Origin of the sequence: uncultured Helicobacter sp. (assembly GCF_949282165.1) — a bacterium.
In the GTDB taxonomy this organism is placed as follows: domain Bacteria; phylum Campylobacterota; class Campylobacteria; order Campylobacterales; family Helicobacteraceae; genus Helicobacter_F.
On the sequence record NZ_CASDOV010000004.1, the window covers coordinates 133,601 to 158,001 of the forward strand.

19 protein-coding genes, 5 tRNA genes and 1 pseudogene are annotated in these 24,401 nt (G+C 45.1%); 3 read left to right on the forward strand and 22 right to left on the reverse strand.

Translation table 11 applies throughout. The annotated features are described in order from the left end of the window. Positions 1–65 precede the first annotated feature (65 nt). The 22 genes and pseudogenes from ACH2BK_RS03935 to ACH2BK_RS04040 form a co-directional block, all read right to left on the reverse strand. On the reverse strand, positions 66–8,735 hold the full coding sequence (locus ACH2BK_RS03935; RefSeq protein ID WP_395002176.1) for a DNA-directed RNA polymerase subunit beta/beta': 8,670 nt from the start codon (positions 8,733–8,735) through the stop codon (positions 66–68). Positions 8,736–8,886: 151 nt separating this feature from the next. Continuing rightward, the gene (gene rplL, locus ACH2BK_RS03940) at positions 8,887–9,264 is read right to left on the reverse strand and encodes a 50S ribosomal protein L7/L12 (RefSeq protein WP_394995122.1); all 378 of its coding nucleotides are present in this window, start codon (positions 9,262–9,264) and stop codon (positions 8,887–8,889) included. 19 nt (positions 9,265–9,283) lie between these two features. Then, the gene (gene rplJ, locus ACH2BK_RS03945; protein ID WP_394995125.1) at positions 9,284–9,766 is read right to left on the reverse strand and encodes a 50S ribosomal protein L10; all 483 of its coding nucleotides are present in this window, start codon (positions 9,764–9,766) and stop codon (positions 9,284–9,286) included. A 92-nt stretch (positions 9,767–9,858) separates the two neighbouring features. Then, complete coding sequence (rplA, locus tag ACH2BK_RS03950) at positions 9,859–10,563, reverse strand: 50S ribosomal protein L1 (RefSeq protein ID WP_394995128.1); 705 nt, start codon at positions 10,561–10,563, stop codon at positions 9,859–9,861. A 16-nt stretch (positions 10,564–10,579) separates the two neighbouring features. Further along, positions 10,580–11,005, reverse strand: coding sequence for a 50S ribosomal protein L11 (gene rplK, locus ACH2BK_RS03955; RefSeq protein WP_395002177.1), 426 nt, complete (start codon positions 11,003–11,005; stop codon positions 10,580–10,582). Positions 11,006–11,042: 37 nt separating this feature from the next. Continuing rightward, positions 11,043–11,558: a transcription termination/antitermination protein NusG gene (nusG, locus tag ACH2BK_RS03960; RefSeq protein WP_394995135.1), complete on the reverse strand. Its 516-nt coding sequence runs from the start codon at positions 11,556–11,558 to the stop codon at positions 11,043–11,045. 37 nt (positions 11,559–11,595) lie between these two features. Further along, entirely contained in the window at positions 11,596–11,778 is a 183-nt protein-coding gene (gene secE / locus ACH2BK_RS03965; RefSeq protein ID WP_395002178.1) for a preprotein translocase subunit SecE, read from the reverse strand. 54 nt (positions 11,779–11,832) lie between these two features. Next, a tRNA-Trp gene (locus ACH2BK_RS03970) sits at positions 11,833–11,908 on the reverse strand. 17 nt (positions 11,909–11,925) lie between these two features. After that, the gene (rpmG, locus tag ACH2BK_RS03975) at positions 11,926–12,096 is read right to left on the reverse strand and encodes a 50S ribosomal protein L33 (RefSeq protein WP_394954831.1); all 171 of its coding nucleotides are present in this window, start codon (positions 12,094–12,096) and stop codon (positions 11,926–11,928) included. Between the two features lie 8 nt (positions 12,097–12,104). Continuing rightward, a complete protein-coding gene (gene tuf / locus ACH2BK_RS03980; RefSeq protein ID WP_394908601.1) occupies positions 12,105–13,304 on the reverse strand; it encodes an elongation factor Tu in 1,200 nt (399 codons plus the stop codon). Positions 13,305–13,367: 63 nt separating this feature from the next. Next, a tRNA-Thr gene (locus ACH2BK_RS03985) sits at positions 13,368–13,442 on the reverse strand. Positions 13,443–13,547: 105 nt separating this feature from the next. Beyond that, a tRNA-Gly gene (locus tag ACH2BK_RS03990) sits at positions 13,548–13,624 on the reverse strand. Between the two features lie 66 nt (positions 13,625–13,690). Further along, a tRNA-Tyr gene (locus tag ACH2BK_RS03995) sits at positions 13,691–13,775 on the reverse strand. A 56-nt stretch (positions 13,776–13,831) separates the two neighbouring features. Next, positions 13,832–13,907 (reverse strand) — tRNA-Thr (locus ACH2BK_RS04000). 102 nt (positions 13,908–14,009) lie between these two features. Next, a complete protein-coding gene (gene ruvA / locus ACH2BK_RS04005; RefSeq protein ID WP_394995140.1) occupies positions 14,010–14,594 on the reverse strand; it encodes a Holliday junction branch migration protein RuvA in 585 nt (194 codons plus the stop codon). 14 nt (positions 14,595–14,608) lie between these two features. Continuing rightward, positions 14,609–15,196, reverse strand: coding sequence for an HAD family hydrolase (locus tag ACH2BK_RS04010; protein ID WP_394995142.1), 588 nt, complete (start codon positions 15,194–15,196; stop codon positions 14,609–14,611). A gap of 48 nt (positions 15,197–15,244) precedes the next feature. After that, positions 15,245–15,979, reverse strand: a complete 735-nt coding sequence (locus tag ACH2BK_RS04015; RefSeq protein ID WP_395002179.1) for a toxin-antitoxin system YwqK family antitoxin — start codon at positions 15,977–15,979, stop codon at positions 15,245–15,247. A gap of 86 nt (positions 15,980–16,065) precedes the next feature. Continuing rightward, a pseudogene (gene selD, locus ACH2BK_RS04020) lies at positions 16,066–17,052 on the reverse strand (selenide, water dikinase SelD); the annotation flags it as partial. Between the two features lie 77 nt (positions 17,053–17,129). Beyond that, positions 17,130–17,747, reverse strand: coding sequence for a sulfurtransferase-like selenium metabolism protein YedF (yedF, locus tag ACH2BK_RS04025; RefSeq protein WP_394995146.1), 618 nt, complete (start codon positions 17,745–17,747; stop codon positions 17,130–17,132). Positions 17,748–17,770: 23 nt separating this feature from the next. Beyond that, positions 17,771–19,114, reverse strand: a complete 1,344-nt coding sequence (locus ACH2BK_RS04030) for a class II 3-deoxy-7-phosphoheptulonate synthase (RefSeq protein WP_394995149.1) — start codon at positions 19,112–19,114, stop codon at positions 17,771–17,773. 14 nt (positions 19,115–19,128) lie between these two features. Continuing rightward, the gene (gene rny, locus ACH2BK_RS04035; RefSeq protein ID WP_395002191.1) at positions 19,129–20,685 is read right to left on the reverse strand and encodes a ribonuclease Y; all 1,557 of its coding nucleotides are present in this window, start codon (positions 20,683–20,685) and stop codon (positions 19,129–19,131) included. Further along, positions 20,615–21,301 (reverse strand): 5-formyltetrahydrofolate cyclo-ligase, encoded by a 687-nt coding sequence (locus ACH2BK_RS04040; protein ID WP_394995151.1) that lies wholly within the window; start codon positions 21,299–21,301, stop codon positions 20,615–20,617. Before ACH2BK_RS04040 ends, rny begins: the two co-directional genes overlap by 71 nt. A gap of 63 nt (positions 21,302–21,364) precedes the next feature. On the opposite strand from ACH2BK_RS04040, the gene ACH2BK_RS04045 reads away from it, so the two are divergent. From ACH2BK_RS04045 to radA, 3 genes are read left to right on the forward strand one after another with little or no spacing between them, the layout of a single operon-like run. Continuing rightward, a complete protein-coding gene (locus tag ACH2BK_RS04045; RefSeq protein ID WP_395002180.1) occupies positions 21,365–22,132 on the forward strand; it encodes a TlpA family protein disulfide reductase in 768 nt (255 codons plus the stop codon). A 25-nt stretch (positions 22,133–22,157) separates the two neighbouring features. Further along, positions 22,158–23,042 carry a signal recognition particle-docking protein FtsY gene (gene ftsY, locus ACH2BK_RS04050; RefSeq protein WP_394995157.1) on the forward strand — a complete coding sequence of 295 codons (885 nt, stop codon included), beginning with the start codon at positions 22,158–22,160 and terminating at the stop codon, positions 23,040–23,042. A 6-nt stretch (positions 23,043–23,048) separates the two neighbouring features. Continuing rightward, on the forward strand, positions 23,049–24,395 hold the full coding sequence (gene radA / locus ACH2BK_RS04055) for a DNA repair protein RadA (RefSeq protein WP_395002192.1): 1,347 nt from the start codon (positions 23,049–23,051) through the stop codon (positions 24,393–24,395). The last annotated feature ends 6 nt before the right edge of the window (positions 24,396–24,401 follow it).

The window sequence follows — 24,401 nt, forward strand, 5'->3', positions numbered from 1 at the left end:
TGTAATGTGAAAAATGGTGGGATTATAGCCCACCAAAGCTTTTGTTTATCTTAGAGAGCCCAAAATTAGCTCTCTTTTGCGTCCTGCACACTATACTTGAACTTCTTGTGATGATAGAGCCCTGTCCCTACCGGAATCATTCTACCAAGCACCACATTTTCCTTTAAGTCATCAAGTGTATCTGTTTTAGCCGCTATACTAGCCTCTGTTAAGACTTTGGTAGTCTCTTGGAATGATGCTGCTGAAATCACAGAATCGCTTCCTATAGCCGCCCTTGTGATACCAAGCAACACCGGTTCCGCAATAGCTGGCTCCCCACCGAGCTTGAGAATCCGCTCATTTTCCTCTTTAAAATGACGCTTGCTAATCAAATCGCCATCAATAAACTTCGTATCGCCGCTATCGATAATCTTAACTTGTCGCAGCATCTGTGAGACAATAATCTCAATATGCTTATCAGCGATATTCACGCCCTGACGGCGATAGACTTGCTGCACCTCACTCACGATGTATTTATGTAGCGCCTTCTCCCCAGAGATTCTCAAAATATCGTGGCTTGAAACCACTCCATCTGTCATCGCCTCGCCTGCATGGACAAATTCACCAGCGCGCACCAAGATTCTCTTATTTTTATCCACAGAATACTCTGCCACACGCCCATCATCCGCGGTAACCACAATCCTCTCTTTGCCTCTTAAAGCCTTACCAAAGCTCACAACCCCATCGATTTCTGAGAGAACTGCGATGTCTTTTGGCTTGCGTGCTTCAAAGAGCTCTGAAACGCGTGGCAAACCTCCGGTAATATCCTTAGATTTTACCAATGCCTTAGGTGTCTTTGCCAAAATATCGGCTTCCTGCACAACCGCACCATCTTGAATCGCAATAGTTGTATTGGATTCTAAAGGATAGATATGCTCCTTACCAGCCTTATCAATCACCACGATAGCAGGCTTTTTGTCCGCCGGAATATACTCACTGACAATAAAGCTCTTAGCACCAGTGAGCTCATCTTCTTGCTCATTAACCGTGATACCAGCGATGATGTCTCGATACTCGACCTTTCCGCCCACTTCTGCGATTGTTGGGTTATTATAAGGATCCCAACTAGCCACGACGATATTTTCTTTATTAAGCGGTTGGGCAATGATACTCTCAGAATCCACCACGCTATTATCATCGATGAGAATCTTAGAGTTGCGCGCGATATAATGACGCGTAGATTCTCTGTCGTTCTCATCGGCGATGACTGCAAACACGCCTTTTTCATCAATCACCATACCCTTTTTGATGTCGCGTTTGCGCTCTAGGGTATCGGAGTTTAAGAAATAATACTTGACGATGCCTTTTTCTTTTGCCTCAATCTTGCAGGCGATTGGATCGTTATCGGCAACTTTTAGCTCACTACCATATGGGATTCTGTGTGGCACATTCCAGCCATCTTTGATGATATCCACGATACTGCCGCCTGCACTGACTTTGTAGCCGCTATCGTGAGGTACCAAAAGCTTGCCATCGACTTTGCCAGTGATTCCTGCGAGCTCGTTTTTCTTAGCGATATCATCTTTGCGCAAATTATAATGCACCTTATCCTTATCGCCCACAACCGTGATCACCACTTCATCATGTACATTTTCGATATGCACCACACCATCAAATGGCGCCTTGATTTTGGGCTCCACGAGTAAGACGGCGGCATTGCGTCTATTGGCTACGATATGCTGACCTTCTTTGTTTTTGAATGTCTTAATATTGTAGTAGCGGATAAAGCCTTCTTTGTTCGCCTCGATTCTGTTTTCCTCTTGGCTTGTGCTTGCTGTCCCACCGATGTGGAAAGTCCTCAGCGTGAGCTGTGTGCCGGGCTCGCCGATACTCTGAGCTGCCAGCACACCAACCGCATCGCCGGGTTTTGCCATCTTAGATTCACCGAGATTTAGTCCATAGCACTTAGCGCACACACCCTTTGGTGCCTTGCAGGTTACAGGAGTGCGGATTGTTACATTTTTCACACCCGCCTCATCGATGCGCATCGCCATCTCTTCATCGATGAGCACACCCTCACTAAAGAGAATCTCATTGGTAATCGGATCGATAATATCCCTCGCTAGCACTCTGCCCTGCACACTTTCACGCAAAGATTCCACAAGAGAGCCACCAACGGTAATATCCGAGATCTCTACACCCTCGTGTGTGCCGCAATCCTCGATAGTTACCTTCACATTTTGACTCACATCAATGAGTTTTCTTGTCAAATACCCCGCATTAGCAGTTTTAAGCGCCGTATCGGCGAGCCCTTTTCGCGCACCGTGTGTGGAGTTAAAATACTCTAGCACATTCAAGCCCTCTTTAAAGTTTGAGGTGATAGGCGACTCGATAATCGTGCCATCGGGCTTAGTCATCAAACCACGCATAGCAGAAAGCTGCCTGATCTGCGCCGCACTACCACGCGCTCCAGAATCTGCCATCATATGGATTGAGTTAAATCCCTGCTTATCCTCTCGAATCTTCTTAGCCAATGTCTTACCCATCTCTTCACTTGTGCGCGTCCAAATGTCGATGATTTTGTTATAGCGCTCTTGTGCTGTCGAAGATCCAGATTCAAAAGCTCCCTGCACCACCTTAATCTCATTGCGAGCTGCCTCGATCATAGTCTGCTTATCATCGGGTGTGATGATATCAGGAGCGGCAATAGAAATACCAGCCTTGGTAGCGTATTTGAATCCAAGATTTTTTAAATTATCAAGGAATGTCGCCGTAACTCCCAAACCGCCGCACTTATGCACATAATCCACAAGCGCGCCAATATCTTGCTTTTTCAACACCTTATTCCAAAGATTGAGCGGCACAAAATCCGGCAGGATTGAGCTAATAATCATTCTTCCTGCAGTCGTCTCTATGATCCTGCGTTCAAAAGAAACACGAATCTTGGCGTTAATGTCTAACTCTCCCAAATCAATGGCTATCATAGCATCTTGCGCGCTTGCAAAGATTTTATGCTCGCCCTTAGCACCCTTTTTCTCCAAAGAGAGATAATAAAGCCCTAGCACCATATCTTGGCTAGGGACAGCCACCGCCTTACCACTAGCGGGGAGCAGGATATTCATAGAGCTAAGCATAAGCACCTTGCATTCTGCGATAGCCTCCTGCGAAAGCGGCACATGCACAGCCATCTGATCGCCATCAAAGTCAGCATTAAACGCCGAGCACACCAATGGGTGGAGCTGAATCGCCTTACCATTGATGAGTTTTGGGTGAAACGCTTGGATAGACTGCTTGTGTAAGGTTGGCGCGCGGTTTAATAGCACCGGATAATCCTCGACAATCTCCTGTAGGCACTCCCACACCTCATTATTTTTTTGCGCAATCATCTTAGTTGCTTGCTTGAGGTTGGTGGCATAGCCCTTTTCCTCAAGTTTGGCAAACAAATGCGGCTTAAAGAGCTCAAGAGCCATATTTTTTGGCAATCCACACTGATCCATACGCAGATTTGGTCCCACTACAATGACACTTCGTCCAGAAAAATCCACGCGCTTACCAAGTAGATTCTGTCGGAATCTCCCCTGCTTGCCTTTAATAATCTCTGAAAGCGATTTAAGCGGGCGCTTATTGGCACCTTTAACCGCATTTGCGTTTCTACCATTATCAAAGAGCGCATCGACTGCCTCTTGGAGCATACGCTTTTCGTTGCGGATAATAATCTCTGGTGAATCTAGTTCGATAAGGCGTTTAAGGCGTTGGTTTCGATTGATAACGCGACGATAGAGATCATTGACATCACTCACCGCAAACTTCCCGCCATCAAGTGCCACAAGCGGACGCAAATCCGGTGGCAATACCGGTAGCACTGTGAGTACCATCCATTCTGGACGATTGCCAGAATTAATAAAGCTCTCCACAACCTTAAGACGCTTAACAATCGTCTTTTTCTTAGCTTCAGAGTTCGTGGATTTCGCCTCTTCACGCAATCTTTGGAGCAACTCCACCAAATCAAGTTGCTCTAGCAATTCTCTCACAGCCTCCGCACCCATTTGCGCGACAAAGCCCTTATCCCCAAAACGCTGATAAATATTTTGATACTGCTCCTCGTTTAGCACATCATATTTCATAATAGGCTTTGTGCCCTCATTGTCATACGATGCTTCGCCCGGATCTTTGACGATATAAGCCTCATAATACAACACGCGCTCAAGATCCTTCATTTTCACGCCAAGGAGTGTGCCTATGCGGCTTGGCAAAGAACTCACATACCAAATATGTGCCACAGGAGCGACAAGCTCAATGTGCCCCATTCTGTAACGCCTCACCTTAGATTCTGTCACCTCCACGCCGCATTTTTCACACACCATACCTTTGTAGCGCATCTTTTTGTATTTCCCACAAAGGCATTCATAATTTCTCACAGGACCAAAGATTTTTGCACAAAACAACCCATCGCGCTCGGGTTTAAGCGTGCGATAATTGATTGTTTCTGGTTTTTTTACCTCACCACGACTCCACGATCGGATACTCTCTGGGCTCGCAAGCACGAGCTGAAACGCATTAAAATCCTTAGGGCGATTATCCTCTTTGATAACTAGTGGCTTAGAAGCACCGCTCTCATCGACCTCATCTCCATACACCTTGACATCAAGCACGAGTGACTGAAGTTCCTTTGCAAGCACATAGAATGTCTCTGGAATCTTAGATTCTCCCACGTGCTCGCCCCTTGTGATAGCTTTATACGCCTCTTTTCTGCCTTCTGTATCATCAGATTTAATAGTAAGCATTTCCTTGAGTGTGTGAGCCGCACCATAAGCCTCAAGCGCCCACACCTCCATTTCTCCGAATCTCTGCCCGCCAAAAAGTGCCTTACCACCCACTGGCTGCTGCGTTACGAGACTGTATGGACCTGTGCTTCGTGCATGCACTTTTTCATCGACAAGATGATGAAGTTTGAGCATATACATATACCCCACATTCACGCGCTCGATCATTTTCTCGCCCGTCCTGCCGTCATAAAGCTCTGTTTTGCCATCCATATCGATTTTTGCAAGCTCAAAAAGCTTATTAAAACGCTCCTGCTCAATCCCCTCAAACACCGGGATAGCAAACTTCACACCCTTGCTCCAATCTTTGGCATAAAGGATGAGATCCTCATCAGAGAGATTTTTCAAAAACTCCGTGGCTGCTGGATTATCGGTATTTACAACCTTAGAGATTTCAAGCATTTTGTTGCGCAAATTTTTAATCCACGACTGGCTTTGCTGTGCAAAAATATCCTCAATCTGCTTGCCTAGATTCTTGCCCACTAGCCCCAAATGCACTTCAAGAATCTGTCCGATATTCATACGGCTTGGCACACCCAAGGGATTGAGGATGATATCCACAGGCTCGCCGTCTTTGGTATAAGGCATATCCACTAAGGGCACGATATTAGAGACGATACCTTTATTCCCGTGGCGTCCCGCCATTTTATCCCCTACTTTGAGTTTGCGTTTTGTCGCTATATAGATTTTCACGAGCTTGACAACGCCACTTGGCAAAATATCATCTTTTTCTAGGATTGAGAGCTTCTCCTCGTGCTCCTCTCCCAAAGCCTTTTTTTGCTCTAAGAAGTTTGCTTTGATTTGCTCATATTTTGTCTGCATTTCTTTAGAATAGCTCTTAATAAGCGTATTGAGCGCAAAGCGATTGATATTTGCTATATCCTCTTTGGGGATACTCTGTCCTTTTTTAAACTTTTTGCCACCGATACTCGCATCACTCACGAGCTTTTGTTTAGAAAGCATAGCGGAGATTCTGACCATCTCTTCTTGATTGAGCATCGTTAGTCTATCGTGGTGTTCGATATCTAGCACAGATTTTTCCTGCTCATACGCACTAATGGCTCTTGAATCTTTCTCATAGCCTTTTTTAGTGAAAATTTTCACATCGACTACGACGCCTTCTAAAGACGGAGGACAATACAATGATTTATTGATCACATGCCCAGCCTTTTCCCCAAAAATCGCACGCAGCAATCGCTCCTCTGGAGTAGGCTTCACTTCGCCTTTTGGTGAAACCTTGCCCACCAAAATCATACCTTGAGAGACATAAGTCCCAATACGCACAATCCCGCTCTCATCGAGATGGGCTATTTCGCTCTCTTTAACACCCGGAATATCTGATGTGATCTCCTCTGTCCCATGCTTTAGCTCACGCGCTTCAATCTCTTTTTCATAAATATGCACGGAAGTGAATGTGTCTTCCTTAATGAGACGCTCACTCACCACAATCGCATCTTCAAAGTTATAGCCATTCCACGGCATAAACGCCACTCGGATATTCTTACCGAGTGCCAACTCGCCACTATCCATACTTGGACCATCAGCGATAACCTGTCCTGCCTCGACACTATCGCCTTTTCTCACGATTGGGCGTTGGGAGAATGAAGTGTTTTGGTTAGTCCGTAAATTTTTGCAGAGTGAATAGTAGTCGATATATGCACCACTCTCATCTTCTCCCAAAATATAAATACTTTTAGAATCTACCTTTTCGACAATCCCGCCTCGCTTTGCTTTGATCGCCTCCCACGCATCACGCGCGATTACCTTCTCTATACCCGTTCCCACGACAGGTGCATCAGGTGTGAGCAATGGCACTGCTTGACGCTGCATATTTGAGCCCATAAGCGCGCGGTTTGCGTCATCGTGCTCTAGGAATGGGATAAGCGATGCAGCCACACCCACAAGCATTCTTGGGCTTAAATCTATCAAATCCACCTTGGATTTTTCCGTGAGGATAATCTCGCCATCTTTTCTTGCCTCTATCAAGTCTTCGATAATGCTGCCATTTTTATCAACCTTCGTAGAAGCCGGCGCGATGATGAGACCCTCCTCTTGCGCGGCGGTGATATATGTGATCTCGTTACTTACCTTGCCATTTTTGACTTTCTTATAAGGTGCCTCAATGAATCCCAAGCTATTGACATGCGTAAAGGTTGAAAGCGTATTGATTAAACCAATATTCTGCCCCTCTGGTGTTTCGATAGGACAGATTCTGCCATAGTGTGTGGGATGCACATCACGCGCTTCAAATCCCACGCGCTCTTTGACAAGCCCACCTTCCCCAAGCGCAGACAATCTACGCTTATGTGTGATCTCAGCAAGCGGATTTGTCTGATCCATAAACTGCGAGAGCTGCCCACCTGTAAAAAACTCCATAATCGTGCTTGTAATCATCTTGGAGTTAATCAAATCGTGAGGCATAAGATTCTCAAACGAACCATTGAGCGAGCTAAGTTTATCGCGGATAGCCTTTTGCATTTTGACAAGCCCAGTGTGTAGCTCATTTGCCAAAAGCTCACCGATAGACCGAATCCTTCTGTTGCCTAAGTGATCTCTGTCATCAATGTGCCCCTCGCCATTGCGCACATCCATAAGATACTTAATCGTCGCAATAATATCGTTGTGCGTTAGTACCGTAACATAATCAGGAACATCCAATCCAAGCTTATGATTCATTTTCATACGCCCAACGCGTGTGAGATCGTAACGCTCCGGATCAAAAAATAGCTGATTGACAAACGCTTTTGCCACATCTTTGGTTACAGGCTCACCGGGACGCATAACCTTGTAGATTCTGATTGCTGAGAGATCATTTTCATCCTCAATGTTTTCTGTGTGTTTGAGGTTTCGTAGCGACTCCGCGTCACTAGCAAAGGAATTCATCAAGGAATTATCCAAGCCCTTAGCAGTATCATTGGCAACTTTGAATTCTTTAATCCCATTTTCTAGAATCTTTTGAATCTTACTCTCATCAAGTTGTGTCAAAATATCAAAAAGCAATTCCCCATTTTTATCATACACTGCCTCTGATAGGTATCGATCCACAAGCCTTTGCAGTGGATATTCCATCCACTTAATGTCTTTTTCAAGTTCCTTTAATTCCTTAAGTTTTTTGCTCCCTATTCTTTTGCCCGATGCAAGCAAGAGATTGCCCTTAGAATCTTTGATATCAAACTCCGCGCGCGCACCGACATTTTCTACACTAAAGGGCACAAAGCATTTATTTTTTTCAAAACGCACGCTTAGCGAGGGGTAAAAAATATTCAAAATATCCTGTTTAGTGTATCCAAGTGCGCGTAAAATGATGGTTACAGGGATTTTTCTGCGTTTGTTGATACGAGCATACAAAATGTCTTTTGCATCATATTCAAAGTAGAGCCAAGCCCCTCTATCTGGGATAATCTGTCCCGTATAAATGAGTTTATTTGAGGAGGTATTAGACTCCTCTTCTTTAAAAATTACACCCGGACTTCTGTGTAGCTGATTCACCACAACGCGCTCAACACCATTGATGATAAAACTCGTGCGATCCGTCATTAATGGAATCTCTCGGATAAAAATACTTTGCTCTTTTACATCTTTTACCGCAAGTTTTTCTCCACTTTTTTCGTCTTTTTCCCAAAAAATAAGGCGGATTTTAATTTTTAGCGGAATGGAGTATGTGATCCCTCGCTCCATAGCTTCTCTTGTGGTATATCTAGGCTTACCAAACTCACAACCAGCATATTCTAGCGTGATACGATTTTGGGCATCTTGAATGGGAAAAATGGATTTAAAAACTTTCTCTATACCACTTTCTTTTGTAGAATCTGCGAATAAAAAATCATTATAACTATCTCGCTGCAAAGATAAAAGATCGGGGACATCTAGCAATTGAGGATTTTTAGTAAAGTCTATACGGAATCTTTTGTTTTGTTTTATTTGCTCTGACATTTGCTCAACCTTCACGATGTGGATTTAAGAGTAGCACTCTGTAGAAATCTCGTGCAAAAACCTCTACAGAGTGCAAAAAACGCAAAAAGCCCAATCCCCGCCATATAAGCGAGATTGGGCAACTTCCCCTTGGAAACCGAACGCTGTAGAGTTATTTGACTTCTACTTTTGCGCCTGCTTCCTCAAGTTTCTTTTTGAAGTTTTCAGCATCTTCTTTGCTCACACCTTCCTTAAGGGTGCTTGGAGTATTTTCTGTAGCGTCTTTAGCCTCTTTGAGACCAAGCCCTGTGATCTCTCTCACGGCTTTAATGACATTAATTTTGTTAGCACCTGCATCCACGAGCACGATGTTAAACTCTGTCTTCTCTTCCGCACCACCTGCACCACCACCTGCAGCTACTGCTCCAGCTACAACGGTGGGAGCGGCACTCACGCCAAACTTCTCTTCAAAAGCCTTAACAAGCTCTGAAAGCTCCAATACTGAAAGACCGCCAATATATTCCAAAACTTCTTCTTTTGAAATAGCCATTTTCGCTCCTTTTAATGTTTTATGCTTCTTCTTTTTGTTTTCTTAGATTATCAAGCCCCGTGACAAAGTATCTTGCCGGCGCACTCCAAACTGACAACAACATACCAATAAGCTCTTCTCTGCTTGGCAACTTTGAAACAGATACGATATGATCTTTTTGGACCACATTGCCATCAAAATAACCAAACTTCAAAGCAAACTTATCTTCGTTTGCATCCGCAAACTTGCAAACCACTTTTGCGAGCTTAATCTGATCATCGCCCCAGACAAAAATATTTGTGCCAGTAAGCTCTGATTGGGGATATTGCGCATTTTGCATAGCAATTTTTGCAAGTGTGTTTTTGATCACACGAACTTTAATGTTCTCTTCCCTTGCTTTTGCACGCAAAGATTCTAGCTGCGCAACACTCAAGCCCTTGTAATCACAAATGATCATAGAGCTCGCATCCCGAAACTCAGAAGTAAGGTTCTCTATAGTCTGAATCTTGTCTTGCTTAGTCATGCTTCTCTCCTTTCAGACCAAATCTCACATAGGGTGTATCTTTTAAGCAAATGCCCCGATGATCTTCGATCTAAGATAAAAGAAATAAATCTTTATTTTGTATCCATCAATTCCTGAGAATCTAGCTTTACACCCGGACTCATAGTTAGAGATAATGTGCCACTTCTGATATATTTACCTTTTGCAGAAGCAGGCTTTAGCCTATTGATAACGCGCACAAGTTCAAGCATATTTTCTCTAATTTTATCCTCTTGAAAACTCACTTTACCGACAGGAGCGTGAATAATCCCTTTTTTATCTACGCGGAAATTTACTTGCCCGCTTTTGGCATTTGTTACAGCCTTGCTCACATCAGCGGTTACAGTCCCCGTCTTGGGATTTGGCATCAAGCCTTTTGGACCTAAGATTCTACCAACTTTTCCAACCAATGCCATCATATCCGGCGTTGCTATAACCATGTCAAAATCTGTATTGCCATTCTTGATTTCTTCAGCCAAATCATCAGCACCTACGATATCCGCTCCTGCTGCTTTTGCCTCATCAGCCTTCACGCCCTTTGCAAAAACCGCTACGCGAACTTTTTTCCCCGTGCCATGAGGCAATACCACCGCACCACGAATCATTTGATCAGCATGTCGTGGATCAACACCGAGCTTTAGGGCAATCTCAACGGTTTCATCAAACTTCGTGGATGCCAAAGACTTAACAAGGCTTACTCCACTAGCAACATCATAAATTTTATTGGTATCAACCTTTGCTTGCAAAGCCTGTAATCTTTTTGTTATCTTTTTTCCCATCTCAAAACTCCATACATTAATCTACTATTTCAACACCCATACTTCTAGCACTACCCGCAACGATTTTCTTTGCTGCTTCAATATCCACAGCATTAAGATCTTCAAGCTTAGTCTCTGCTATCTCTTGTAGTTGCTTTTGGGTAAGCTTACCTACCTTATTTTTCAGCGGATTATCCGAGCCTTTGCCCAAGTTGATAGCCTTTTTAATTAAATCCGTAACTGGAGGTTTCTTTGTGATGAAGCTAAAACTCTTATCCTGATAAACCGTAATAAGAACAGGGATATTAAAATTGCCCATATCCTTTGTTTTTTCATTAAAGGCCTTACAAAACTCCATAATATTGATACCTCTCTGTCCAAGTGCCGGACCAACGGGAGGAGATGGATTAGCCTTCCCTGCAGGTATTTGTAATTTAAGCTCACCAACGACTTTTTTTCCCATAGCAATGTCCTCTCTTTATAAAATGAAATCCAAAGTATTAGATTATCTTTTCTACTTGTGAATACAGTATCTCCACCAATGTATTACGACTGAAAATAGAGACATTGAGTTTCAAAGTGCGACGCTCTATGTCGTATTCCTCAACAGTCCCAGTAAAGTTTGCAAATGGACCCTCAACAATACGCACAACCTCTCCATTTTCAAAAAACACTTTGGGTTTTGGCTCAGCAGGATTGCGAATCTTATCGAGTATCTTTTCGATATCCGCTTCATTAAGTGGAGTAGGTTTTTTGCTCTCTCCTATGAAGCGTCCAACTCGCGGCAAGGATTGTATCATATGCCACAATTTTGTATCAAGCTCAACCTTGATAAACACATACCCCGGATACAAGCTCCTCTGTGTTATTTTCTTTTTGTCTTCATAAATAGCCTCGGTAGGGACAACAATTTGCTCAAATCTATCTTGTATCTTATTCTCTACGATAAGATTCTCAATAGCTCTCTTTACAGATTGCTCACTACCGGAATATGTTTGTATAGCATACCATTCCAAAACCTACCCCTTTCCCTAACTACGACACACCACTACCTTACGATATGATACTAGATACAGAAGCAGATGAGATAAGGTCAACTAATGCCAAAAATAAAGTAATGACAACAACCACAGCAACAACCGATATAGAAGCATTTCTAACTTGCTCTTTTGTAGGCCTTATAACCTTATTAAGCTCTTCTTTTGCGTTTCTATAATAAGCTACAACTTTTTTCATCACTACCCTTTTGCACCATCTCTACTTCATAGCAATATCTCTAAACTAGCTTTATGGCAGGCCAGGAGGGACTCGAACCCCCAACACTCGGTTTTGGAGACCGACGCTCTACCATTGGAGCTACTGACCTACAAAGCTAGGACAAGCCTAGCTTTTAAGTTTTACTTCCTTGTGAATAGTGTGCTTATTCAATCTAGGAGAAAACTTCCTGAGCTCCAGTTTTTCTGTTTGAGTCTTGGCGTTCTTGGTGGTGCTATAGTTTATATCACCACACTCTGAACACTTAAGACCTATCTTTACTACATTTCCCTTAGCCATCTCAAACCCTATTCAAGAATCTTAGTTACCACACCAGCACCAACCGTTCTACCACCTTCACGGATAGCAAAACGCGTTCCTTCCTCAAGTGCGATTGGGTTAATGAGCTCAACAGTAATCTTTACATTATCACCGGGCATTACCATCTCAACGCCATCAGGAAGCTTAATAGAACCTGTTACATCGGTAGTGCGCACATAGAATTGTGGTCTATAGCCATTAAAGAATGGTGTGTGGCGTCCGCCCTCATCTTTAGAAAGCACATAAATCTCGCCTTCAAATTTCTTGTGAGGTGTAATAGAGCCGGGCTTACAGAGAACCATACCTCTCTCTACTTCTTCTTTTTTTGTTCCTCTTAGAAGAATGCCGACATTATCGCCTGCTTCACCTTTATCAAGCTCTTTTCTAAACATCTCAACACCAGTTACGGTTGTTTTTTGAGTATCACGGATACCCACGATTTCAACCTCATCACCAACCTTGATTTCACCTCTCTCGATTCTACCAGTTACCACGGTTCCACGACCAGCGATTGAGAATACATCTTCTACTGGCATAAGGAATGTCTTATCCACATCTCTTTGAGGAGTAGGGATATATCTATCTACTTCTTCCATAAGCTTGAGGATTTTCTCACCCCACTCACCTACTTTGCCCTCTTTTGCTTCTTCAAGTGCTTTAAGCGCAGAACCTGCAACGATAGGTGTGTCATCGCCCGGGAATTCATAGCTCGAGAGCAACTCTCTCACTTCCATTTCTACAAGCTCCAAAAGCTCTGCATCATCAACCATATCTTGTTTATTCAAAAACACAACGATATATGGCACACCCACCTGACGAGACAATAGAATGTGCTCTCTTGTTTGTGGCATAGGACCATCTGCAGCAGATACGACTAAGATCGCTCCATCCATTTGTGCAGCACCTGTAATCATATTTTTTACATAGTCTGCGTGCCCGGGGCAATCAACATGCGCATAGTGGCGATTTTCTGTCTCATACTCAATGTGAGATGTTGCGATAGTAATACCTCTTTCTTTTTCTTCAGGGGCATTGTCGATATTGTCATAGTCTTTAAGTTCTGCAAGTCCTTTTGTAGCCAATACAGCAGAAATCGCAGCACTCAAAGTAGTCTTACCATGATCCACATGTCCGATAGTTCCGACATTCACATGCGGCTTGCTTCTGTTAAATTTTTCTTTTGCCATAACTTCTCTCCTAAATTTTTGTAGTATTAAGAGCTATCTCACAAAGATTCTCTTAAGAAAAACTGGAGCCCATAAGCGGGATTGAACCGCCGACCTCTTCCTTACCAAGGAAGTGCTCTGCCACTGAGCTATATGGGCAACACACCTGACACAAAAACGCGGAATTGATTCTATAAAGCTTAAAGAGTGCTGCACAATCTACAAACACCCACATAAATAATGAAAGAATCAGCTCCCAGTATATGGAGCGGGAAACGGGGCTCGAACCCGCGACCCTCAGCTTGGAAGGCTGATGCTCTAGCCAACTGAGCTATTCCCGCATCTTCATAACAACAAAACTATCTCGACTACCACTAATTTAGTCCAAACCAACCCGCCCAAATCAATGGTGGTGAGTCGTGGATTCGAACCACGGAAGACAAAGTCAGCAGATTTACAGTCTGCCCTCGTTGGCCACTTGAGTAACTCACCAAACATAGCTAAACACTGGTCAAACACTGAAAGCAGAAAGCTGCTAGAGTTTGAAATGGAGCTGGTTAAGGGACTTGAACCCCCGACCCTCTGCTTACAAGGCAGATGCTCTACCAACTGAGCTAAACCAGCACAACAAAATAAACTTAGTGGGTTAAAAACACACGCAAACAAAATAAAGGTTGGAATTATATACAGAAAAACCTATGTTGTCAAGCATTTATTGATTGTTTTTTATTTTTTCTTACCCAAAATTTTTAGTGCTTCTTTGACGATATCTGCCACCTCGCCACCACTTATATTTTTTAGTGCGTTGCTGATATCTGCGCTCTTAAAGCCTAGAGATTCTAGCGCAGCACTTGCCTCGCGTTTGACATCACTCATAGTATTTTTCTCAATCCTATCTTCTATAAGCTCATTAAAAAATCCTGCCAACTCCACCATTATCTTTCCTGCACTCTTAGCGCCTATCCCCGGCACACGCTGCAATGCCTGTATATCCTTATCTTCTAAAATCTTTGCAAAACTTTGAGGCGTATAAGTGCTAAGAATCGCCAACGCCACCTTGGGTCCCACACCATTAATCTTTATCAAGCGTTCGAAACTCAAACGCTCCACCTCATCAAAAAACCCAAATAACGCCTGTGAATCTTCGCGTATAATCTGCACGCACAGCACCTTGACGCGCTCACTAGCACATTCTTTAAGGCGCATACTTGTATTGAGTGAAACCCCCAACCCATACACCACGCCACCTACATCAATCTCCACAAATGTCGGCTCCAATCTCTCCACACTACCTTTTAATGCGACAATCATCTCCACCACCCACCTTAATAAAACTTCTTATAAAATCTCTGCGTCGCTAGCGCTAGCATCGCCAAATCCCCCTTAGAATCCCCATACGCATAAATCTCCTCATACTGCACTATATCATAGCTCGCCCTGATACGCACCGCCTTTTGTTCCCCATAGCAATTTGGTGTCCCAAACTTACCACTAAGCACTCCATCTACGACTTCTAGTCGCGTGGCGAGGCATTCTAATCCTAGATTCTGACAAAATGGCTTGAGATACTCTTCAAAAGTCGCACTCACCACAACCACGATATCGCCCCTATCCTTGTGCCACGCAATTTTTTCCATCGCTTGGATTCTAAGAATCCCACAAAGCGTAGTCTGAAAATTCTCACACAACAGTGCAAACTCCCGCGCACTATATCCCTTAAAAAAATACCGCATTAGTGATTGCTTAGCGTAAGTGTTTGAGCATAATCCCAACATATAGCCAAAGAGTATCCAGCAGCGCGCCACAAGCCCTTTATAAAATCTCCACTTCCCCACTGCAAATTTCACAAACACAAAAAGGCTATCTTTTGTCGTTATCGTCCCATCAAAATCAAAAAACGCTATATTTTTCACTACCTACAAGTCTCTCTTACTGAATCTAATTGTGAATCTAGGCGACTTCTATCTGCCCATCTCTTTGCTACTCACCTTTTTGCCATTTTCATACACACTCTCACTCACAAGCCCATTTTTATTATATTCCCGCACGATGCCACAGATTATATCTTTGTCATAGGTTACCTCACGCTCGAGATTCCCCTCTTTATCGTAGTATTTCCCTATGCCTTGCTTTCTGTCTTCCTCATCATATGCGACAGCTGAGCGTAATATCCCATTTTCGTGATACTCCTTGACAAAATGCACCTCGCCACGCACCCATTCTCTAGATTCTTGCAAGATTCCCTCTGGGCTAAAGATCTCCTGTATGCCACATATCTCGCCATTGACAAAAGGCGTCTTACTAATGATCGTGCCATTTGCGTGATACCACAGCTCCACTCCATTTATCACATCTGCTTCAAAAGACATCTCAAGCATCTTTGTGCCATCTTCATAATACTCAGTGCTAAGCCCATCTTTTTTCCCATCACGCCAGCAAATCGTGCTTTTGACTTTGCCATTTTGATGGTATTCCACTTCTTTGCCTTCCTTTTTCCCACGCACCATAGGCGTTTGAAGCTTTAGCGTGCCATCATTATAATACCACTCCTGCACGCCATCGACATAGTGCTGCTTAGACTGCAGCGCACCATTTTGGTAATAAAACTTCTCCACGCCGTGCTTTAGCTCACCCCGATATGAGCTCTCACACATCAAGCTCCCATCTGGATAATACTCTTTTTGTATTTCTGCCATACATAATCCTTAAAGGCTTAAAGTCTCATAACGCCAAAGATTGTAAAAAAACTTTGATTAAAATCCCATTAAGCTTTAGAATCCAACTAGCCCAAAATGATGGTGTGTTGGCGTCTAGGCAGAATCTCCCCGATGATACTCGCACCCTCATAGCCTAATTTTCGCAAATCATACACGAGCTCCTTTGCTTCGCTTATAGGCAGCGCAAAGAGCAACCCTCCGCTTGTCTGCACATCATAATAGATAATATCATCACTCATATCGCATTCTATGCCCACAAACGCGCTAAATGCCTCTTTATTCTTATATGTCCCACCGGGAATAATGCCCTCTTGCGCTAGTAAATCTACTTGAGCAAAAATTGGCACATCGCTGCTATACACTAGCGCGGAATAGGGCGCCCTGCCCTTAGAGCACATCTCAAAAATATGTCCGATAAGCCCAAAGCCTGTGATATCTGTGCAAGCGTGAATCTGATACTTTCGCGCCGCCTGTGTGGCGTAGAGATTGAGCTTACACAGAGACTGCACCATCTCATCAGCTTGCGTGATCGCTCGTGCCTTAAGCCCCGTGCTCACAATCCCAGAACCGATAGGCTTGCACAGCACCAGCATATCGCCTATTTGCGCGGTGTTGTTGCGCCACAAATGCGTAGATTCTACAATCCCCGTAACACTCAAACCATACTTTTGCTCACTATCGCTTGTGGTATGCCCGCCCAAAAGCATAGCCTGAGATTCTGTAATCTTACTAAGCCCGCCTTGGAGGATCTCGCGCGCCATCTCCTTGCTCACATTTGCACTATCCCACATAAAGAGATTAAGCGCGCTAAGAGCCCTACCACCCATCGCAAACACATCGCTTAGTGAATTTGCCGCAGCAATCTGCCCATAGATATAGGGATCATCGACAATGGGCGTGATAAAATCCGCGGTATTTAACAAAATCTGCCCAGATTCTGCTGAATCTAGCACAAACGCACCGCAATCCTCACTGCTCTCAAAGCCGACTACCAAATCCTTAAAGGGCGGCTGCTTAAGCGAGCTTGTCATTTGTCTAAGATCCTCCGGACCTACCTTTGCCGCTCACCCAGCACACGATACAAACTGCGTCAAGCCCCTCATCTCTTCCACACACACTCCTTACATGGCTACAATCTCACGACACCTTCACTTTTGAGCATATTTTGCATACTCTCTAGGGCATTGCCTATCATTCCCACTTTCAGACGCTCCGTCAAAGCATAATAGCTCAAGCACGAACCACAGGAATAAATCTCCACGCCGCTTTTCTCAAGCTCCTTTAGCATCTCCACAATCTCATCGTTTTCCACCTCTGCATTATCGGTGGTGAGTAGCACGCCGCGATTGACAAAGATGATCTTTTGTGGCAGGACATCGGTATTGCTTAGCGACTTTAAAAACGCATTGACAAGCATCACGCCAAGTTCCCCCTCGCCGACTTTATCATCAGTTACAAACAAAATCTTTGGGATAATTCTTTCACTCACCTGCCGCTTTGTGCCATCGCTCTTGCCCTTGATGAGGATCATATACTGATCGCCTTGGGAATGCCCTATCTCAAACTCATAGCCAGCAGTGCGCAAAAAACGCGAGAGATTCTCCTTTGCCGTGAGTGTATTGCCCAAAATCTCATAACTCGCGTGCCTAAGCGTCTCCTCTGTAACCCCCACCAATGCCTTTTTTACCTTGACTACCGGTTGGGGGCAGGGCAAATCCCGCACATCAATTTGCACCGTGTTATTCATCTGCACTCCTTGTGGTTTAGAGGTTACCTCATACCCTTTATCATATCAGCGATCAAAAATGCCATCTCAATAGCCTGCATTGCGTTCAGGCGCGGATCGCACTGCGTGTTGTAGTTGCACGCTAAGCCCTCTTCGGTAATCGCCTGCGAGCCGCCCGTGCATTCTGTCACATCCATACCTGTCATTTCTAGATGCACGCCCCCAGCGATCGTGCCATTGGCTTTGTGAATCTCAAAAAAGCTCTTAACCTCATCTAAGATTCTATCAAAGTTCCGCGTCTTATAGCCACTTTGCGCCTTTATCGTATTGCCGTGCATCGGATCGCAGCTCCAGAGGATATTGCGCCCCTCATTTTTGAGAGAATCTAGCAATTTTGGCAGCTTTTCTTTGATCACATCAGCCCCCATACGAATGATGAGATTTAGCCTCCCGTGCTCATTTTGTGGGTTTAAAATATCACAGATTCCTAGGATATCCTCTTTGGTAGCATTTGGTCCGATTTTGACACCTAGAGGATTTTTGACACCACGCAAAAACTCCATATGCGCCTCATCTAAGCCCCTTGTGCGCTCGCCAATCCATAACATATGCGCCGAGCAGTCATACCACTCTCCTGTGAGTGAATCCTGCCGACATAGCTGCTCCTCATAATGCAGCACAAGTGCCTCGTGAGAAGTGTAAAATTCCGTCTCGCGCAAAATAGGGAAGTTTTTAGAATCTATCCCGCACGCGCTCATAAAAGCGAGGGCTTGCGTGATTCTATCCGCGAGCTCCTCGTATTTCTGCCCAAAGGCATTGTCTTTGACAAAGCTTAGATTCCATTTATGCACTTGATTGAGATCGGCAAAGCCACCTTGCGCAAAGGCTCGCAAGAGATTGAGCGTAGCCGCGCTCTGATGATAGCCTTGCAAAAGCCTCTGTGGATCTGCCTTGCGCGCTTGTGGGGTAAATGCCACATCATTGATCAAATCCCCGCGATAGCTTGGCAAACTCACACCATCAATGCTCTCCATATCGCTACTGCGCGGTTTGGCAAACTGCCCCGCCATCCTGCCTATCTTGACAACCGGACAACTCGCCCCGTATGTGAGAATCGCCCCCATTTGGATAATAACCTTAAACAAATCGCGGATATTTGTGGCGTTAAACTGCGAAAAGCTCTCCGCGCAATCCCCACCTTGTAGCAAAAATGCCTCGCCTCTAGAGACTTTGGCAAGCTGGGCTTTGAGTGCTCTAGCCTCTCCGGCAAACACAAGCGGTGGGTATTGTGCCAAACTCTGCTCGACTTCACTAAGTGCCTGTGTGTCCTCATAAATGGGGTGCTGCTTAATAGGTTTGTCGCGCCACGATGTCTTATCCCACTGCATACTAGCTCCTTTTGTTATTTTGCGTATTCTATCGTCCGAAACTCACGAATCACATTGACTTTGATCTCGCCGGGGTATTGGAGGTTTGACTGAATATCTCTAGCGATATCACGCGCTAGGACAACGCTCTCATCATCACTCACCAAATCCGCGCCCACAATCACACGCACCTCACGCCCTGCGCTAATGGCATACGCTTGCTTGACGCCAAATTTCTCTAGCGCGATATGCTCGATATCTTGCATACGCTTAAGGAAGTTCTCTAATGCCTCTCTCCTAGCACCCGGACGCGCTGCCGATAGCGCATCGGCTGCACACACCGCGGCACATTCTATGCTTTTTGCTTCCTCGTGCCCGTGATGAGCCAAAATCGCATTTATCACTACCGGATGCTCCTCATAGCGCGAGCACATCTCCACACCTAAATCCACATGACTCCCGCCAAGCTCTTGTGTGAGGGATTTGCCAATATCGTGCAAGATTCCAGCGCGCCTTGCGAGCTTCTCATCGCCACCTAGTTCCCCTGCGATGATTGATGCGAGTTTTGCCACTTCTATGGAGTGCCCCAACGCATTTTGCCCAAAGCTCGCGCGATATTTCATCTTGCCAAGCAGTTTTTTAAGCTCTGGGTGCATATAGCCAAGCCCCATATCAAGCACGATTTCCTCGCCATCACTTAGAATCTGCTCCTCCATTTGGCTAGAGACTTTCTCATACATCTCCTCTATGCGCGCAGGCTGAATCCTGCCGTCCTCTATCAGGGCTTCTATGGTTTTTAGCGCGATGGTGCGCCGATAGAGATTAAAGCTACTCACAACAATCGTATTTGGCGTATCATCGACGATGATATCCACGCCGCTAAGCATTTCTAATGTGCGGATATTGCGCCCCTCCTTGCCTATGATGCGCCCCTTTAGCTCGTCACTTGGGAGATGGACGACATTGATAAGCCGCTCGCTAGCGTATTCCCCTGCATAGCGCGTGGTGGCTTGTGCGAGGATATAGTTTGCCTTTTTTTGCGCCTCCTGCTTAGCCTGTGCTTCATAACGCCTAATCATACGCGCCCTATCCTCCACAAGCTCCTCTTCTAAAAGCCCTAGCAAAATCTCTCTAGCCTCTTGGCGCGGGAGCTGCGTGTAATTACTCAGTAGCTCTATGGCTTCCTTTCTTGCGTCCTCATACTGATCCCTGACTTTTTTATTGATAGAATCTGTATTGAGAATCTTATTTTCTAAGCGATTTAATCTCTGCTTTTCGTCCTGCAAAATCTGACTTTCTCGCTCGATTTGGTGGCGGAGCTTATACTCTTCTTTTTCGATATCGCTCATTTTTTGCTCATATTTTTGCTTGAGGGAGTTTTGCTTTTGCTCGTATTTTTGCTTGAGCTCTAGCTCGGCTTCTTTGTATCTCACTTTATGCTCGCTAAGGAGCTTTTGGGCTTCGTATTCTATCGCCTTAGCCTTTGCCTTTGCCTGCTCCAACAATACACTGATATTTGAGCTAAAAATCTTTTTGGTTACTAGATAGGTTGCCACACCCACGATAACGCCAAAGATTATAAACTCTATCACTTTTAAAAGAATGTCCATATCGTGTCCTTTTACAACACATCGCCGCACTGACAAAATAATGTCCTCGTATATCGTGAGATTGTGTCAGCACCTGCTCGCTCACGCAAGCAAGCCGACTTACAAAAATAAGCGGAATTGTTTTTTTGTGGTATTGCGAAAAAAATCTGTCATACATTCCCTTGCCAAACCCTATACGCTTAAAGCTTCTATCAATCCCTAATACCGGTATCACAGCCGTGTCGATTTTTGCTAAATTAAATTCTGATTTGCTTGTTTCAAAAATACCATACTTGTTTTTTTGCAACGGCAAACGCAATGGTAGCACCTTAAACCTTATTCCTTCCATAATGTAGGGGATAAAAATTTGCTTCCCCTGCTTTCTTAGGCGCAAAAGTAGCTTTTTGCTATCAGATTCAAAGCCAAAGGGCGTATAGAGCAAAATCTTGCGTGCTTGCAGGCTTTGGAGAATCTTTGCAACTTGCGCATTTATGCGATATGACGCCACATCAGTGCCCCTGCAGTCTTTCACATACGCCTTTTGCAAGCACTGCTTGCTCCATAGGCGAAAGGCACTTTTTGCCCTCTGCGCTTTTGCGCCCTGCACATCGATAGACAAATCCACTCCTTTTTTGTATAATCACGGCATTGTATCACATTGTGTTTTTCCGGAGGTAGCGTTATGAAAAGATTTCTCAAGGTTTTGGGCTGTGTGTGTGTGATAGCGGGCTTGCTAGTAGCCTGCAAGGACAAGCAAGAATCCCAGATTGCCCAAAAACGCGATATATTTGCCTACACACTCATTACCACAAGCACACAAGATTCTAACCCCACCCAAGACTTTATCCAAAGTTTTATCATAGAGGTGCTCGATCAGCCTAGCGAACGGCTAGCCTTTTATCCTGCCAAAGACCAAAACACGCCCAAAAACGACATTGGCAAAAGTATCTTTGAAGAGCCAAAACCCACCATCGTGCTTTTTGTGCAAGATGAGTGCCAAAACTGCCTCACGCAAACCCCCTATATCATTCAACTCAAAGAAAAATACGCCTCCCAAATCAATCTCCTCATCCTCGCAGCACAGCCCCAAAGCACAGGCATAGACGAAGTGCTCAAAAGCCATCACAAAAGCTACCCAATCTATGCGCCAAGCGATTCACAAAATCTCCTAGAATTCCTTGGCAAAGACATCTCACAGGGCTATCTCGCGCTTTTTGACACAGAGGGCAACAAAGTCATCGATTATGCCGGGCTCACGCCTCCAGAAATGCTAGAGCGTGATATACTCTTTCTTATCCACGACAGAGAATCCCACCAAATCGAGACAGACTTAGGCACTACAGAATCTACCCAAGATTCACAAGCCACGGAATCCACCCAAGAGAATGAGGACACGCAACCACAACAGACACGGGAAGTAACCCAAGATTCACAAACCCAAAATCCCTAATCACATTTGCATACAGGAGCCCGCTATGTTTTCCCTCCTCGCCAAAACAATGAAAAAAACCACGAACAATATCACCTCTCTGCTTGGCTCTAAAAAAGAAAAAATCCACAAAGACGAGCTAGAGGAGCTTTTGATAGAATCTGATGTGGCGTATGAGATTATAGAATCTCTACTAGATTCACTCCCCACCCATAGCACCAAGGAACAATTAGAGCGCGCCCTACTCTCGCTACTTAGTTCTGCGAGCTCGCTAGATTCTACCCCAACACCACAGAATCTAGAAATCCTCCTCATCATCGGTATCAACGGCGCGGGCAAAACCACCACCATCGCCAAACTCGCCAACAAATACAAGCACGAGGGCAAAAAGGTGCTCCTAGGTGCGGGCGATACATTCCGCGCAGCAGCCATAGAGCAGCTAAAGAGCTGGGGAGAGAGGCTCCAAATCCCAGTGATAGCCACCAAGCACGGGCACGATCCAAGCGCGCTAGCCTTTGATGCGATCTCTTCAGCCTGTGCCAAGGGCTATGATGTCCTGCTCCTAGATACCGCAGGGAGGCTACATACCCAAACCAACCTCACCAACGAGCTCTTAAAGATTATCCGCGTGAGCGAAAAGGCACTCACACAACACAACCAAAACGCACGCCTCCAAAAGCTCCTCGTGCTTGATGGCACACAAGGAAGCTCGAGTATCAACCAAGCCAAGTATTTTTCCGAGCATACCGAGATTGATGGCATCATCGTAACCAAACTCGATGGCACGAGCAAAGGCGGGGCAATCATCAGTATCACGAGCGAGCTAAAGCTCCCCGTGCTCTATGTGGGCGTGGGCGAGGGGGCGGAGGATTTGCTCCCTTTTGAGCCGCGTGAGTATGTCAAAACGCTTTTAGATTCTATCTTTGTGTAGGGTATGATGGCAAAAAAACACACACTTTTTGAATGCCAACACTGCGGCTTTCAGAGCACCAAATGGCTTGGCAAATGCACCAACTGCGGCGCGTGGGAATCCTTCCTCGAGCTTAATGCCACACAGATACAATCCTTGAAAGAAAGCACAAGCACGCACACACAGAGCAAAGCCACACCAATCACACAAGTCGCCTTTGAATCGTTGCAAAAATTTACCTCCTATGAGCAAGAGCTTGATATCGTGCTAGGCGGGGGGATTGTCAGCGGTGGCTTGTATCTCGTGGGCGGAAGTCCGGGCGTGGGCAAATCCACTCTACTACTCAAAATCAGCGGTTCTATCAGTCAGCACACGGGCAAAAAGGTGCTCTATGTCAGCGGCGAGGAGAGCCCTAGTCAGATTAAGCAACGCGCGCAACGGCTAAATTGCGTGAATGAAAATCTCTATTTGCTTAATGAAATCGATATGCACCAAATCCGAGCCACTCTGCTCCAAGGGGATTACACGATGTGCGTGATAGATTCTATCCAGACGCTCTACTCTCCCGATATTGCCTCCGCGCCCGGCTCGGTTTCACAAGTGCGCGAGATCACTTTCGCGCTTATGCGCCTTGCCAAAGAGCACAATATCGCCGTTTTTATCATCGGGCATATCACCAAAGAAGGCTCGATAGCCGGTCCCAGAGTGCTAGAACATATGGTAGATTGCGTGCTGTATTTTGAGGGCGATCCAAGTAGGGATTTAAGAATCTTGCGAGGGTTTAAAAATCGCTTTGGCAGCACGAGTGAAATAGGGATTTTTGAGCTCAAAGAAGAGGGGCTTGTGAGTGCCAAAAACGCCTCCAAGCTCTTTTTTTCTCAAAAGCCCTCACAAGCCGGGAGTGCCATCAGCGTGCTTTTGGAGGGATCAAGGGCATTGGTGATTGAGATTCAGGCATTAGTGAGTGAGAGCAGCTTTGGCAATCCCAAACGCTCCAGCACGGGCTTTGATAACAATCGCCTAACAATGCTCCTAGCCCTGCTAGAGCGCAAACTAGAGCTCCCGCTCAATCGCTACGATGTGTTTATCAATGTAACGGGCGGAATTAAGATAAATGAGACGAGTGCGGATCTCGCCGTGATTGCTGCGATTATCTCAAGCTTTAGAAACCGCCCGCTGCACAACAAAACCGCGTTTTTGGGCGAGGTTAGCCTCATTGGCGATATCAGAGAAGTGCATAATATCGATGCGCGCCTAAGGGAGCTTGAGGGCTATGGATTCCAAAAAGCCATATTGCCCAAAAAGCCAGAATCCCGCACAAATCTCAAATGCTTTGAAGCCGATGATGTGCAAAAAATCCTAGAATGGATGTGAGCCACG

Bases quoted from the DNA above. Each gene is read 5' to 3' on its own strand.
- ACH2BK_RS04015 (WP_395002179.1), bottom strand. From the start codon at position 15,979: ATGGCAGAAATACAAAAAGAGTATTATCCAGATGGGAGCTTGATGTGT.
- rpmG (WP_394954831.1), bottom strand. From the start codon at position 12,096: ATGGCTAAGGGAAATGTAGTAAAGATAGGTCTTAAGTGTTCAGAGTGT.
- ruvA (WP_394995140.1), bottom strand. From the start codon at position 14,594: ATGATTGTCGCATTAAAAGGTAGTGTGGAGAGATTGGAGCCGACATTT.
- tuf (WP_394908601.1), bottom strand. From the start codon at position 13,304: ATGGCAAAAGAAAAATTTAACAGAAGCAAGCCGCATGTGAATGTCGGA.
- rplK (WP_395002177.1), bottom strand. From the start codon at position 11,005: ATGGGAAAAAAAGTCGTTGGTGAGCTTAAATTACAAATACCTGCAGGG.
- ftsY (WP_394995157.1), top strand. From the start codon at position 22,158: ATGTTTTCCCTCCTCGCCAAAACAATGAAAAAAACCACGAACAATATC.
- rplJ (WP_394995125.1), bottom strand. From the start codon at position 9,766: ATGACTAAGCAAGACAAGATTCAGACTATAGAGAACCTTACTTCTGAG.
- rplA (WP_394995128.1), bottom strand. From the start codon at position 10,563: ATGGGAAAAAAGATAACAAAAAGATTACAGGCTTTGCAAGCAAAGGTT.
- rplL (WP_394995122.1), bottom strand. From the start codon at position 9,264: ATGGCTATTTCAAAAGAAGAAGTTTTGGAATATATTGGCGGTCTTTCA.
- secE (WP_395002178.1), bottom strand. From the start codon at position 11,778: ATGAAAAAAGTTGTAGCTTATTATAGAAACGCAAAAGAAGAGCTTAAT.
- ACH2BK_RS03935 (WP_395002176.1), bottom strand. From the start codon at position 8,735: ATGTCAGAGCAAATAAAACAAAACAAAAGATTCCGTATAGACTTTACT.
- yedF (WP_394995146.1), bottom strand. From the start codon at position 17,747: ATGAATAACACGGTGCAAATTGATGTGCGGGATTTGCCCTGCCCCCAA.
- ACH2BK_RS04030 (WP_394995149.1), bottom strand. From the start codon at position 19,114: ATGCAGTGGGATAAGACATCGTGGCGCGACAAACCTATTAAGCAGCAC.
- radA (WP_395002192.1), top strand. From the start codon at position 23,049: ATGGCAAAAAAACACACACTTTTTGAATGCCAACACTGCGGCTTTCAG.
- ACH2BK_RS04045 (WP_395002180.1), top strand. From the start codon at position 21,365: ATGAAAAGATTTCTCAAGGTTTTGGGCTGTGTGTGTGTGATAGCGGGC.